Consider the following 15,144-nt stretch of genomic DNA (forward strand, 5'->3'; position numbering starts at 1 on the left):
AGGTCTCAGTCGTTAGACTAGCCGGGCCCCAGGCTGCAGCTGCAGGTTCCACTGAGTAGCTGCGCCCGGGCAGGACTCAAGTTTCAAGGAAGTAGTATGTCTCAGTTCGACAAGACCCTCAGCGTCAGCCTCAATCCACAAGATCCCGCCAGCATAGCCCAAGCACTGCAGCAATACCGGCAACACCTGAACGACGGCAGCGCCTTTCGACTCGATGGCTCCTTGCTGTTCAATATCGAGTTCGTCAATCAGCAGCTGCGGCCGCTTAACCGTGACGATGCCGGTGCCAACCGCCCCTTGTTGGAACACGCCCTCGATACTGCCCGCCGGGATCACAGACTCAGCTTTTACACCGAACCAGTACTCTTTGCCGCAGCGCTGAACTTTCCCGAGCTATTGGACGAGCTCAAGGCCACTGCCGAGGCCATGGTGGCCTTCTCCCGCCGCCGCAATGACTCCAGCGATCTCTTTATCGATGACTACAACGTCTTCGGGGTGGAAGCCCTCTACATGCTGGCCAGGCAATATCCCGAGCTGAGCCATTATCTGGCCGCCTTTCTGGTGCCTTACTGGAACTTGGAAAGCTTCTACCAACCTGTGTTACTGCTGGGCAAACTGGTGGAGGAGTTCGGCTGGCGCCGCGAACTGATCCACGCCTATCTGCACTGCGACGGCGAGCAGAATCGCCGCTGCTTTTTCCAGACCACTGAGGGTGCTTCAGTCAACCTCAGCCTACTGGAACATTTTGCCGGGCATCCGGACGATTACCCCTGGTTTAAGGCGCAGCTGCTCAAGCGTCTCGAACAAACGCCACTGCTGGCCTATGCCAATGAACAACCGCTTGAACAAACCCAGCCGGTACTGGAGTTCTTCTACAGTCTGGGCGACTGGCCGGTAGAGGCTGACATTGACGACACTGAACTGTGGCGGGATCGGGTCAAGCAGCAATTGATCTTGGGTCGCCGGGTAGAGGATGAAGCGCTTTCCTTGCTGGAGCAGCTGAGCGAGCAGAGCCAACCTCTGGTAATAGTGGCAGAGGCCTGGCGGGAAGACGACCGTCATTGTCTATGGCAAACCGGGAAAGAGCAGGCTCTGGCAGAGGACGATGACTGGGATCAGTATGATAACGAGCCGGACTCTGACTATGCCGAGCTATTTTATGACCTGGAAGAGCCGGAAGACTATCTCAGGATTGGTGAGCTGGAAGAGCTGGATGCCGAAGTGGGAGAGGCGATGCTGAGTGCGCTGGCCGAACTGCCCAAGAGCCTTGGCGCCTGCGCCTATGCCGCCTATCGCCTGAACTGCCTGAACCGCCTGAACTCGCCCCACAGCTTAAGCCCGGAAGCCGACAAGGCCAACGAGACCGCGGCGCTGCTTCGCTGGCTGGCGCAGCAGCTGCCATTACAGTTTCAGCATCATATCTTCTATGAGGGCGGAGAGTACCAAAAGAAAAGGCGTGAACATCGCCTTCTCAAGAGCTGGCTCACGGATATAGAGACAGAGGGCGATGTTGCCAAGATGGCTCAAATTGCCTCTGAGATACTCTATACCTGTAAGGACGGAAAGCGTATTGCACTCTTGTGGTCCAATGCCAATAAAGGATTCCAAAACGGCTTGTTGGCGCTGTATTTCCTGCTCTGCGCCCCGGAGCTCGAAGCGCCGCAGTGGCAGGCCTTGAAAACCCTGGCACAAAGGCACTGGCAGCTATGGCTGACGCTGGATCCGCTACAACTGATTGAAAAAATTTATTATTGCTGGGCCGACTACGCCTTCTATCCCGCCATTGACGATGAGCATATCGAGGCCGAATTGCGGCAAAACCTGCTCAAGCTGGGTGTCAGCGAGGCGCAGCTCGATGCTCATACCCTGCTGACAGAACAACAGGTGGCTGCCTATCGCCCGGCCGATAAACGCTTCTGGCAAGGTTATATCACCAGGCTGAGCCGGTTTGCCGGAGCCGACCCAGAGGATGACAGCATGATAGGCCGCCGCCTCTGGCAGCAACAGCAGCAGTTGTTGCAAGCGCTGCACACAAGCCGCGAGCTGCCGAGGCTGAGCTTTTTTGGCCATCTCAAGGCCAACTTCCCCGAGACGCCTCTGCCACAGGCGTTTTTCGAACTGTTTGATCTTTGCCTGCGGCAAAGCTTCAGCAAATCATTTCCCGAAGAGCAGGCGCAAAACCTCTGCCGCCAACTCAAGGCTTATCTGACATCAGGCGAAGGGCTTGAGCCCTTGACGCCCCAAGCCACGGCCGAGTTGCAGGACTGGGCGCCTTGCCGCTCGGACGACCCCGCCGATGCGGCTGAGCTCAGTGACTTTGTCTGGCTGCTGCCTGAAGCGCAGGGGCGAGCTTTGGCCCTGTTTCTCGCAGGCCTTGGAACCCAAAGCCTGTATTGGCTTCACCGGCCGAGTGTGGAGATGGCCTATGTCAACCACCTCATTGCCGAGGGTGGTCTCTCGATGGCGCAGCGCTGGGAAGATCAAAGCGTAGGACACAAGCGTCACAGCGACTATGACACAGGGTTAGCCTTTCAGAGTGCCAAGGAAAACTGGGCCCTCTCCTGGCTCGACAGCATAGGCGTAGCGCCGCAAAGCACTGTCTATTTCGCCGTAAGCCAAGGCCGCGCCCCGGCGCCCTTCCTCAAACATTTAGCCGATGAGGGCCGACTGCCGGAGACCTCGCAGCTCTTGACCATAGACGAACGTGTACGCCTGCTGAAGTTGCTGGCGCAAGCCGGGGTTGACGCCGAGCTTTTCAGCTCCTTCCTGCAAGACGAGTCTGCCACGGTCCGGCAACTGGCCAAAGATTTGGCGCAAGGCTCTTAATAGCAGGCTCTTAAGGAAGGCATAGATAAAAAAGCAGTTGGGAACACCCCAATAAACAACTAATAACAGGATAACTGCCCGCGCCCTGGCTCACGGCGCGGTCGCCGGTTGTTTAACAGGAAGTGCCGCACAGGCAGCGACCGGCAAAAGCGTTAATTTAAAATCAAGGAAGCAATATGTCCCAGTTCGACAAAACCCTCAGCATTAGCCTCAAGCCACAAGATCCCGTTAGCATCTCCCAGGCGCTGCAGCAATACCGGCAACACCTGCACGATGGCAGCGCCTTTCGTCTTGAAGGCTCCCTGCTGTTCAATATCGAGTTTGTCAACGAGCAACAGCGGCCGCTCAGCAATGACGATGCCGGCGACAACCGCAACTTGCTGGTGCATGCACTCAGCGCCGCTCGAGCGCACCACACCTTTAAATATTGCACTGAAGCCGTGCTGTTTGCCGCAGCGCTGAACTTTCCCGAGCTATTGGACGAGCTCAAGGCCACTGCCGAGGCCATGGTGGCCTTCTCCCGCCGCCGCAATGACTTTAGCGATCTCTTTCTCGATGACTACAACGTCTTCGGGGTAGAAGCCCTCTACATGCTGGCCAGGCAATATCCCGAACTGAGTCATTATCTGGCCGCCTTTTTAGTGCCTTACTGGGATTTGGACAGCGGCTACACACCCGTGGAACTGCTGGGCAAACTGGTAGAGGAGTTCGGCTGGCGCCGCGAACTGATCAACGCCTATCTGCACTGTGATGGCGAACAGAGCCGCCGCTGTTTTTTCCAAACCGCCGAGGGTGATCCAGTCAACCCCAGCCTGCTGGAACACTTTACCGAGCATCCTGACGATTACGCCTGGTTTAAGGCGCAGCTGCTCAAACGTCTGGAGCAAACCCCGATGCTGGCCTATGCCGATGAACAAACGCTGGAAGAAACCCAGCCAATACTGGAATTCTTCTACAGCCTGGACGACTGGCCGGTAGAAGCGGAACTTGAAGACACTGAGCTGTGGCGGGATCAGGTCAAGCAGCAATTGATCTTGGGGCACAGGGTGGAAGATGAGGCGCTGGCGCTGCAGGATGCGCTCGGCTTTGAGCCCAAGGCACAGGTTGCCGAAGCCTGGCTGATGGACGACAGGCTCGCCCCCTGGCAGCAGGATAAAACCGATACCGGCAACGCCCAGGCAGAGCAGGAAAGTGGCAAGAGCTCCGGGCAAACTCAAGGCGACTGCCAACTACCCGGCTTGGAAGAGCTGCCTTTTTTCCTGCTTAGCCATACCTGCAAGCAAAGTGACTTCGCACAGTTGGATGCAGCCATTGCCGATCGTCTGCCGGCGGCACTGGACAAGTTGCCGACCCATCTGGGAGGCGTCGCCTATGCCGCCTATCGGCTCGGCCGCCCCGAGTGCACAGCGGCAGAAACCCAGGCTCTGCTTGGTTGGCTGGAGCAGCATTTCCTCACTGCCTATATGCGTGTCTTCAATCGGCATGGTGGCCGCTTCAATAATGATAATCCGCAGCATTTGACACTCAAGGCCTGGCTCACTGAGGCCAAGGAGCAGCAGGATGCTGACACTATGGCCGCCGTTGCCGAATCGCTACTCGGCAAGGATGGCGGAACCCGTGGAAGCCAGATAAGCCAGCATCAAGCGGCCTACTGGTTGTTTTTCCCGGACGATGGTTTCCAGCGCGGCCTGCTCAGCCTGTTTTTCCTGTTAAATAGCCAACTACCACAGGCCCACACCGAACTGCAGATCCTGGCCAAGCGCCACTGGCAACTGCTTTTGAAACTGGCGCCTATGGTGCTTATCAGCCGCATCAGTCAGTTTTACGCAAACTATGAAGGATATGCCGCCATAGATGATCCGCAGACAGAGCAGAGCCTGCATCAAAAGCTGCTGGTACTGGGAGTCAGCGAGGCGCAGCTGGATGCCCATACTTTGCTGCAAGACAGGCGTATCGCGCGCTATGCGCCGGCCAACGAGCGCTTCTGGCAACGTTACCTGGAGCGATTGGCAAGCTTTGCCGAAGGCGATCCCGAAGATAACAGCATGATAGGCCGCAGCCATTGGCTGGCTCAACAAAAGCTGTTGGATGCCCTCGGCTATTGCGATGAAACTGCCATGCTGGGGTTTATTGCCGATCTCAAGGCCTGTTTCCCGGAGCGCCCCTTGCCGCAGCAAGCCTTTGAGCTATTTAACCTCAGCCTGCAACGCGGCCTGGAGCAAAAACTCAAACCGGCAGCGGCGAAGACTGTCTATGATAAGTTACAGGCCTATTTGCAAAGCGGCGAAGGCCTGGAAAACCTGACACCACAAGCCTTGAAACTGCCGGTTCTACAAGGTTGGGATCCCTACAGCGATTATCGCGGCAAGGTTGGCGTGGCAGACTTTGTCTGGCTGTTGCCTACCGAGATGGGAGAGCGACTGGCACTGTTTCTCAGCGGTCTTGGGAAGCGAGGACTACACTGGTTGGGCTGCCCCAGTGTCAGGGAAGCCTATGTCAACCATTTGGTTGCCGAAGGCCATCTGAATATGGCCGAGCGTTGGCAGGATGAAGCGCTTGGGCACTCAAGCATCGGCGATGTCGATGTGAGCCTGCAGCTTGAAGCCGACAAGGAGTTCTGGGCGCTACTCTGGTTGGATAGGATAGGTGTGACGCCACAGGCCACTGTGTATTTTGCCATGCACGAAGGGCGGCAACCTGAGTCTTTCATTATTCACTTGGCCAGCCAGCAGCGGCTGCCGGATATGTCCAGGCTGTTGACCGCAGATGAGCGCAAACGCCTGCTGGAAATCATCGCCAAGTTTGATTGTCTGACCGAAGAAAACGCAGAGCCATTCAAGCAAGACGAGTCGAGCGTCGTCAAGCGTGTGCTGGGCAAGTTGTTTTAAGGCTAAAGAGGCGTTGCCGATCAGCGCGGCAACGCCTCTTTGAGATAGTTTCAGCTGCCTTTGAGTGAGCGCAGGAACAAACCTATGCCACCTGTCAGCAATACCAGGATCACCAAGAGATCAAAACTGCTCATGCTGCGCAGGCTAAAGTGAATGGTAGAGATCACCCCGAAGATCATCGCTGTGATAGAGCCAATCGCCAATAACCAGCCAAGAATATTCTTGCCGTTATAGAAAATCATCCCAACCCCCAGAATAAAGGGCACCAGGATCATACCACCTGTGATGCCCCACTGGCTGCCAAACGCGGGGACACCATACAAGCGGGTGCCCAGACCAAAGCTGCTGGATACCCTAATGGCGTTGAGCAGCATGTAACCACCACCACACATCATGATAAGGCCAATAAAAAATTGACCGACACCGCCGGAACTCCCTCCCGCTCCATTCATGTAAAACATCCTATATTCAATTGATTTATGCGGCGAAAATTCTAGCCGTTTTAGGCCCGGGCGGCAAACCGGGCCATAACGTTACGAGTCGCGGCCGTTGAGGCGTTCAATAATCTGCGCCTTGGCTTCTTCCTGCGCCTGCTGCGCTTCATCTTCCTGTTTCTGCCGCATCAAATCATTGAAGGTAATACGGGCAGCCTGAGCTTGCTCCGAGGCTTGCAGCTTACGTTCCTTCGCAGCCATGGCTTCATCTGTGAGGCGTTGCAGCTCGGCAAGTGACTCATCGGGCGCATCCCCCAACTCCAGGTGCGACTCACTGCGGCTCAAGGCTTCACGGCGCAGCTGCTTTTTCAGCTCCCAGATGGCATCCAGGGCTTCACGTTCGGCGTCGGCGGCTTCAATGGCGCTGTCCCGCAATTGCTCAAACTTGGCCAGCGCCTGGCCTTCACGGCTCCAGGGATCGACCTCAGGCAGATCCGAAATATTAATCACGGGATCCTCGTAACCATCCTGATGACTCAGGTCCAACATGGCCGCCTTGACCCCGGACATCATCAGCATCACGGCTATCACCAAGAGTGGCAAACCACCAACGATAGCCGCTGTCTGCAAGGTAGCGAGCCCACCCATAAACATCAGTACCGAAGGCATAAAAGACAGAGTAAAGGCCCAGAACAAGCGGTTCCAGCGCAGTGGTTCCTCGGTGACATTGTTTTGCACCACAGACGCCAGAATATAAGAGATGGAATCAAAGGTAGTGGCGGTAAAGATGATACACAGGAGGGTGAAAACAGCGATCACCAGATAGCTGAACGGCAACTGCTCCAATACGGCGAATATCGCCCTGGTCGCCCCTTGATCATTGAGGATCGCCACCACATCCAGCTCACCGGATAATTGCAACGACAAGCCGAAGTTACCCAAGATCATAAAGTACATGGCACAGCCCAGGGAGCCGAAGAAAATCGAGCCGGCCACCATCTGTTTGATGGTTCGACCGCGGGAGATCCGCGCCACAAAAAGTCCCATGCTGGGGGCAAACACCAACCACCAGGCCCAATAGAAGATGGTCCAGTCCTGAGGAAAATGGGTGTTCTCAAAGGTGCCCAAACCACCGAAAGGCTCGGCCCAGGTCGCCATGATAAAGAAGTTGCTCAGCATCCGCCCCAGAGAGTCCAGGCCGGTTTCCAGCATAAAGATGGTAGGGCCGGCAAACAGAATAAATGCCAGCAGCGCCAGCGCACCCCAGAAGTTGATATTACTCAGCACCTTAATGCCTTCATCCATCCCCTTGTAGGAGGAATAGGCAAACAGCGCTGTACACAAAAGTAATACGGCTATCTGACTGCCTGTGGTCGATGGCAAATCAAACAGGTAACTCAGGCCTTCGTTGATCAGTGGCGCCGCCAACCCCAGAGTGGTAGCCGCCCCGCCGAGCAGACCGAAGATAAACAATACATCGATAAACTTGCCGAGCTTACCGTGACTGCGGCCTTCACCTATGACAGGCATCAAGGCCGCCGACACCTTGAGCACTGGTTGCCTGCGAACATAAAAGAAGTAAGCGATGGGGATGGCCGGGATCAAATAAATGCTCCAGGCGATGGGCCCCCAGTGGAATATGCCGTAAGTGGCGGCCCAGCGTACGGCTTCTTCACTGCCGGCTTGAAGCTGGAACGGCGGGTGTTGATAGTAATAGGCCCACTCAATAGTCCCCCAATAGAGGATGCTGGCGCCTATACCGCCGCAAAACAGCATTGCCGCCCAGGAAGCTGTGGCAAACTCAGGTTTTTCATCGGCATCGCCGAGCTTGATCTGGCCGATATCCGAGAAGATGATATAAATCATGAAGAAGAATGCCGCCAAGCCGAGCGACAGGTAAGCAAAACCCAACTTATCCGTCATAAACGCCTTGGCAACGGCTATCCATTCGGCGCCTTCTGCAGGAAATAGAGCCAGCGGGATCACCACAGCAAGCAGCAAGCCCAGGGCGCCAAAGAAAGTGGTTTTATCTATGAGTTCGAAGTGTTTTTTCATATTTTTGCTCTTCTGTTCGTCCCCGTTCGGGAGCTGGGGCCGCGGCTGGGCCCATGCCGGATAAAATAGGCGCAAGTGGCCATTCAGTCGATTATCTTTATCCGGAAAACGTACGAAAAGTGACGTAAATCAATAGGATGTTACATGATGAGATGTTTGTGTCCAGCTTGTATGAATTGCTGAATCGCTCAGTCGTTGCTGATTAAAGCGCCTAAGACCATAAGGATTTATGCTCTTGATTGCAAGTTTGCCCAATTTGGGAGGTGTCATTCATAAAAGCAAAGGGGCCCACAGTCACAGGGGCCCCATACAGACAAAGTACCAACACCCGGCAGAATCCGGCTGTCAGTCTGCCGCTTCGCTACTGCTTCAGCTTCATCCAGGCGGCCTGGGTTTCACGACTGCTTCTTGGGTCCTTTGGCACCAGCCAAAGCAGCATCATATTCAGCAGTGAAGTCGAGAGCATAGCTCCCCAAAGCAGCATGAGAGAGAGTGTGATAAGGATATAACTGGCGTAGGAGTCCATAAAGGACAGGGCCAGACTGATCACCACACCACTCCCGGGTAATAACAGCAGAGTAATAAACAGCATCAAACATACCGTCTTGGCGACTGACCACCCCAGATTACGAGCCCTGCGACTGATAATCCTGTAGCCGAAATAGAGGCTGGGCAGTAACCAAAACATGATGAGCGTCCCTGTCCCCTGCCCTTCAAGCCGCAGCAGAGAGCGCAACGCAAAAGAAGGGGAACCGGAAGTTTGCACCATAAAGATTAGCCATCCGAGGAACAATCCGTTGCAGATCCCCAGTATCATGCTGCTGCGAAAGAAAGCCAACGCCGGCGTCTGACGATCGGGATCGCACCCCTTACGATGAGCCAGCAAAGGGTGTTCCGGTTCAACTTTTACCAAGGGAGGACGAAACAGGTAAATCAATAACTGCGCCACCAGCCAAACAACAGCGCAGCCCAAGGCAAACATCAAGCCAAGCCAAGGCATAGTCTTGTCAAACTGGATCATGCTCAGTAGCGTTGGATAAGAGAAGCCGAACAGGATGTTCACCAATGCCAGTGGCACACCGCCCAAATACCCGAACGCCCGTCGACCAATAGCAATATGCGCTGCCAGCAACCCCGCACCTATGCTGAGTTGTAGCCCAGTTGCCAAGATAGCCAACAGTGAAATAAAGAAGTCGACCTCTTGGATTGCCAGCAGCAGTGAAGGTGAGAACATGTACACCAGTTGCCACTGATAATGGATAGCCAGTATGGGCAGCAGCGCAATAAAATAGCGACTCCGGTCGCGGGCTTTTTCTGCCCCGCCAAACTCTGGCTGAACAAAGAGATCGCTAATCACCCTAGCCATGCTGTTGGCCGATTGTCTCAATCCCATTCCTCATCCTCCTCGGTATCAGAGTGCAAGCTCAAAAATGCTTGCCATTCAGGGCGGTCGCCATGGCGCAGACTCAATTGATACAAGGCATCGCCTTCACCACCAAAGAAGTTTTCATGATCAACATCCAGTGCATTGCCGTATTCGGTAATAAGAGGCAGGTACTGCACATCCTGTAATCCCAACTGCAAGGCACAACTGGCCAGCGGCGTCCCCCAGTTGGCGCCATCACATTGAACACAGCCGTCAAAACCGCGGCAAAACTGCTGCAGAATTTGCGCCATCAGCGGCAAGGCTTCGGCGTGACAGGCTGAACGTTGGAAAAAACTGGCCTCATCCCATTGCTGTTTGCCATCGGTAAACCTAAAGGCCAAGGTCTTGCCGTGCAACAGCTTGCTGCAATCCTGAGTCAGTGACTGCAGTTGCCGCAGCGCGTCGAGCTGGCCTTCGGTACTTTCGAGATCGGCAACCTTTATCAGCGTATGTCCAAAGCATTGCAGCGCCTGGCGCTGCGCCTCACTCAGCCTCCAGTTGTGCTGCCAGTGACAGGACTCCAGGGGTAACGGGATAGGGCTGCCTTGCCACTGTGCAGGCTCAGGGAAAGGGCAGCGCAGCAGTTCTTCGCGATCCGAGAAGATCAACTCTGTACCTACATGCAGCAGTTGCCCCTTTGCCAAGAGGGTCAAAGGCGGCGTTTGCGGATCCAATGCCAACCTGACCACCAAACCATCAGACCAACTCAGCCACAGCCCATCGGCCTGCCAGATAGAAGTATCCAACTGTTCGAGATGGAAAAGCGCATCCTCTTCGTCTTCACAAAGCCGCACAACTCCGGCCTCCGAGCGCTCACCATTGTCGAGATTGAGCCATTCAACCCCAATGACAACACCCGCATCTGTCTCTCGAATCACTGGGATGGCCGCCAGGGCTCGTTGCGGACAAACAGCAATCGCCCCAGGTTCAGGGTCCCATTCAAGCACTGAATCGTCCAGGGGAAATACTTTGAACTTCACTCCTTCGCCCTGGATATCAATGCGAACCATGTAGTGCAGTTCTTCGTCTTCATCTATGACATGCATAAGCAGGCTGTTGTCCGGCCCGGCATAAAGACGTTGATTGAGATTGGTGTTATTCAAACAAAAGTAAGGCCCATCCTCATCCAGATAGTCATAACCACCGCCAAAACAATCTTCATCATACAGCTGGGCTGAAATCTCGCTGACAGCGCCAACTTCAGGAATAAGAGGCAGGCGTTGCAAGGTTAAGTCCGTATCCTTGTCCATCTCATAAAACAGCACCAGCAAGGCATCACCATCACTGTTGACAACACCCTGGACACTACCAAATTTGCTTTGATAATCATGCAGTAAACGGCATTGCTGCTGCGCGGGATCGTACAGATAGAAAGCGCCAAATTGGTTGCCAAAAACACAGGCGCCATCCCGGGTTTGCCCTTTCAGGGTCACCAGTCCCTTGGATGAACTCAACTCGGCAGCCCAAAGCAGTTCGGTGCCACCTTCAGCGAACGGACGCATCTGTAATAGATGGAGAACCGGGCCACCTATATCAGACTTTACTTTCAGCAACCTGGGGCCCAATTCGCTGGCCCGGGCGTATCTCTCTGAATACGGGGCAAAATCCAAAATCTCAATCACAAAACAACCCTTTGTTATTTATGATAATTACCTTTGATTAATCATCATTTCATTCATAATCGTCTTCATCCAGACGGCTCATTTCATATGGCAAGCGGCGGGTAAAGTCCTCGCCATCAGGGGTATCGGCATACTTGCCGAGCAAGGTATCCAGATTGCCATCCTGTTGGAAAAACAGCTCATGATCGACATCGATACAGTTGAGGTATTGGGCCACCAGCGGCAGATATTGGCTGCCGGCCAATCCCAATTGCAACGCACAGTCGGCCAGCGCCGGCTTGCTGATATGTGGATCGCTGTAACAGTAATGGAGCCGCTCATTGGCAATGAATAGCCCCAGCAGACGCGCCATATAGTTCCGGCCTTCCAATTGGAGGGCCACAGCCTCAAAGAAGCGCGCCTCATCCCAGCTTTCGTCGGCATCATAAAAACCGAGGCGCAAGTCTTTACCCGACTTGAGCGATTCAAAATCTGTCAATGCCCGCAGCACCAGCTTGTCCAAGGCCTCAAGCCTCGCACTCGCTGACTGCAGATCCCTGACTTCGACTCGCGAAAAACCGAGCAAAGGGGGAACTGTATCCTGCACCTGGGCCTGGGCATGGAAGCTGCTCCATTCTGTCTGCTGTAATTGCACAGCAAAGCTCGCGTCCATGGCGGCGGGCGCTTGGTTCATCTGGCTGGCCAGATCCAAAGTGGGGTTGGGATTGACGTTGAGATTGACGCGCCACAGATAATGCCAGTCGGTCAGCAAAGCTCCCTTGCCGAGGAGCTTCATGCCCTCCTCGTCGTATAAGTCATCTTCGCCATCCGGGAGATACAGGGGTGAGCGCCACTGCCCGTCCAGAGAAACCTTGCGGGTCGCGCCGCCATGCCAGCCAAGCCAAAGCGCCGCTTCGTCATTGCAGTAGGCAATATCATCCAGCTGTAGCCAGAAACGCCCCTGGGCCTCTTGCCAGTCGAGATTGTCGACATCGGCCGGGGCCAACAGCATGTCGGCGTCATCGGCCAGTTGCTCACGGGTATATTGACGCACGCAAAAACGGCCTATCTCGCGGCCAAGGCGCAAGTCGATGCGCTGCAACTGATACGCCAGCGCCTCGGTTTCAGCATCGGCTACCCGGCTCAACTCCATGGCCGGCAGGGTAAGCTCACCACGCTCACTGTCCAGCGCCAGGGCACACTCCCAGAGCGCTTCATTCCCCGGCGGATTGGGCAGAGGCATGGCCGCCACCGGCAAGGGCTCGGAATAACGGCCCTGCCATTGAACTTGGTTAATGCTACTACCTACGAGGTTACTACCTACGGGGTCACTGCCCACGACAGCCATAGGGTCCAGCCGCAGCAAAAACTGCCTGGCCTGGGGCCGACGACGCCTACTGCGGTGACAATGCAGGATCAAACTGTTATCCGGCCCGGCATAGAGGCGATCGGTAAAACTCAGCCCCATGCTATCCGGCAGTCCGGTCTCATCGACCTCGGCCCAAGGGCTGCCCTGATTATCCACCTCATCATTCAGTTGGATGGCAGCCGAGGGCGAGAGGTCCCTGTCCTCCAACCAGTACCAGAGCGTTAAGTCATAACAGCAGCGCCGGTCATTTTCGCCCAGTGATGCCAGGGTTCGGCCATCACTCAATACCGCGACTTTGAGATATTCCATCCCGGTATGAGCCAAAAACTCCTGCTGCCGACGCGCCAGATCCACCAAATAGAGGCAGCCCTGCTGATCCCAGATAACGCAGCTCTGCTCACGCCCCGGCACCCCATGGAAACAGCCACTGACCTGCATAGTGCCCTCGGCCATGGGAAAGTCTGTGCTCCAGACGAGCCGATAACCCGAGCCCGTATCTGCCGCTTCATAGAGATACAGGCAAGGGCAGCCATTGTCCGCATCGATATAGATGAGTTTACCGTCGCCAACCGGCGAGCATGTGAATGACATATTTCCTCGTTCTTCAGATCATAGGGCTCTGGCTTTAAGCTGGGGCGACACACTTGAGACAGAGCCACACAAAGCGTGTTGTTGCATTGACCTCAGTCCAGATAAGCCCCATCCTCGAGGCGAAGCTCGGCAGGTAAGAGGTCGTAAAACTGCTTACCCTCCAGGGTATCGGCATACTTCTCCAGCAAGTCCTGCAAATGGCCGTCCTGCTGGAAAAACAACTCATGATCCAGATCGATACACTTAAGGTAGCGCGCCACCATAGGCAAAAATCGACTGTGACTCAAACCCAGTTGCAACGCACAATCTGCCAGCGCCGGCTTACCCAGTGCCGGGTCACTAAAGCAGTTGTGGCATGATTTGTCGCGTATGAATGAGAGCAGCAACTGCAACATCAGATTCCAGGCCGGCTCCTGAGTCACGACGGCTTTAAAGAATTGCGCTTCATCCCAGCTCTCATCGGCATCATAAAATCCAAAGCGCAGGTCTTGGCCTGATTTGAGAGATTCATAACCACGCAAGGCCTCGCTCATCAAGGTCGTCAGAGCCTCGAGTCTGGCACTCTCGGATTGCAGATTGTTGACCTCAATCCGTTTATATCCAAGTAGAGGGGGGATCTCCTGCGGTTCTGCAGTTGCACTATTTAAGCTGCGCCAGTATTCGCTGCTTGTAGCAATGTCGCAGCTCGCTTCCATGGCAGCCGGTTCAGTATCTGGCCGGCTGGCCGCATCCAAGGCTGGATTGGGGTTGAAACTCCACAGATACTCCCAGTCGGTCAGCAAAGCGCCACTGCCGAGCAGATTCATTTCATCGGCATGGTATAAATCACGCTTGCCATCGGGGAGATAAAGGGGCGAGCGCCACTGCCCGTCCAGAGAAACCTTGCGGGTCGCGCCGCCATGCCAGCAAAGCCAAAGCGCTGCTTCGTCGTTGCAGTAGGCGATATCATCCAGCTGTAGCCAGAAACGCCCCTGCGCCTTTTGCCAGGCCAAATTGTCTAAATCTGCCGGGCCCAACAGCATGTCGGCATCGCCGGCCAGTTGCTCGTGGGTATAATGACGCACACAAAAACGCCCTATCTCGCGGCCAAGGCGCAAGTCGATACGCTGCAACTGATACGCCAGCGCCTCGGTTTCAGTATCCTGTGCCCTGCTTAACGTCATTGCCGGCAGGATAAGCTCGCCGCGCTCATTATCCAGCGCCAGGGCACACTCCCAGAGTGCCTCGTTTCCTGGCGGAGTGGGCAGTGGCATGGCCGATAATTGCAAGAGTTCGGGATAACTTCCCTGCCATTGAACTTGGCTAAGATCACTGCCCACAACAGCCATGGGGTCCAGCCGCAGCAGGAATTGCCAAGCCTCCACCTCATCGCGCTCACTGCGGTGACAGTGCAAGATCAAACTGTTATCCGGCCCGGCAAAGAGGCGATCGGTAAAACTCAGCCCTACTCTGTCCGGCAGTCCGGTCTCGTCGACCTCGGCCCAAGGGCCGCCCTGATTATCCACCTCATGGTTGATACACTGAACGGCTGAGGGCACGGGAGCATTGCCATCCCGCCAGTGCCAGAGACAGACTTCGTAGCAATAGCTAGACTTATTTTCACCCAATAATGCCAGAGTTCGGCCATCACTCAATACCACGACTTTGAGGTTTGCTATCCCAGTTTCGGCGAGTAGTTGCTGCTGCCGTTGCGCCAGGTCCACCAAATAGAGGCAGCCTTGCTGATCCCAGATAACGCAGCTCTGCTCACGCCCGGGTACTCCCTGAAAACAGCCACTGACCTGCATAGTGCCCTCGGCCTTGGGAAAGTCTGTGCTCCAGACGAGCCGATAACCCGAGCCCGTATCTGCCGCTTCATAGAGATACAGGCAGGGGCAGCCATTGTCCGGGTCAATATAGATGAGTTTACCGTCGCCAACCGGCGAACTTGTGAATGACATACTTCCTTATCCTT

The 15,144-nt window shown here is 55.2% G+C and carries 8 protein-coding genes; 2 read left to right on the forward strand and 6 right to left on the reverse strand.

All coding sequences use genetic code 11. The annotated features are described in order from the left end of the window. Positions 1 to 96: 96 nt before the first annotated feature. Together N512_RS0104430 and N512_RS0104435 are read left to right on the forward strand one after the other, a co-directional pair. Positions 97 to 2,826 (forward strand): hypothetical protein, encoded by a 2,730-nt coding sequence (locus N512_RS0104430; RefSeq protein ID WP_028779541.1) that lies wholly within the window; start codon positions 97 to 99, stop codon positions 2,824 to 2,826. 176 nt (positions 2,827 to 3,002) lie between these two features. Then, positions 3,003 to 5,714, forward strand: a complete 2,712-nt coding sequence (locus N512_RS0104435) for a hypothetical protein (RefSeq protein WP_028779542.1) — start codon at positions 3,003 to 3,005, stop codon at positions 5,712 to 5,714. Between the two features lie 50 nt (positions 5,715 to 5,764). Here the strand turns inward: N512_RS0104435 and N512_RS0104440 are convergent, their stop codons facing one another. The 6 genes from N512_RS0104440 to N512_RS0104465 all read right to left on the reverse strand — a co-directional run bounded on the left by N512_RS0104440 (position 5,765) and on the right by N512_RS0104465 (position 15,130). Beyond that, positions 5,765 to 6,166, reverse strand: a complete 402-nt coding sequence (locus N512_RS0104440) for a hypothetical protein (protein WP_028779543.1) — start codon at positions 6,164 to 6,166, stop codon at positions 5,765 to 5,767. An 81-nt stretch (positions 6,167 to 6,247) separates the two neighbouring features. Further along, positions 6,248 to 8,203: a BCCT family transporter gene (locus N512_RS0104445; RefSeq protein WP_028779544.1), complete on the reverse strand. Its 1,956-nt coding sequence runs from the start codon at positions 8,201 to 8,203 to the stop codon at positions 6,248 to 6,250. Positions 8,204 to 8,564: 361 nt separating this feature from the next. Then, on the reverse strand, positions 8,565 to 9,596 hold the full coding sequence (locus tag N512_RS0104450; protein WP_028779545.1) for a hypothetical protein: 1,032 nt from the start codon (positions 9,594 to 9,596) through the stop codon (positions 8,565 to 8,567). Then, complete coding sequence (locus tag N512_RS0104455) at positions 9,587 to 11,251, reverse strand: hypothetical protein (protein ID WP_028779546.1); 1,665 nt, start codon at positions 11,249 to 11,251, stop codon at positions 9,587 to 9,589. The genes N512_RS0104450 and N512_RS0104455 overlap by 10 nt, the downstream gene beginning before the upstream one ends. Positions 11,252 to 11,300: 49 nt before the next feature. Beyond that, positions 11,301 to 13,190, reverse strand: a complete 1,890-nt coding sequence (locus N512_RS0104460) for a hypothetical protein (protein WP_028779547.1) — start codon at positions 13,188 to 13,190, stop codon at positions 11,301 to 11,303. 92 nt (positions 13,191 to 13,282) lie between these two features. Continuing rightward, a complete protein-coding gene (locus N512_RS0104465; RefSeq protein WP_028779548.1) occupies positions 13,283 to 15,130 on the reverse strand; it encodes a hypothetical protein in 1,848 nt (615 codons plus the stop codon). Positions 15,131 to 15,144 lie beyond the last annotated feature (14 nt).

This window comes from Shewanella sp. 38A_GOM-205m (assembly GCF_000518445.1).
Classification (GTDB): Bacteria; Pseudomonadota; Gammaproteobacteria; order Enterobacterales; family Shewanellaceae; genus Shewanella; species Shewanella algae.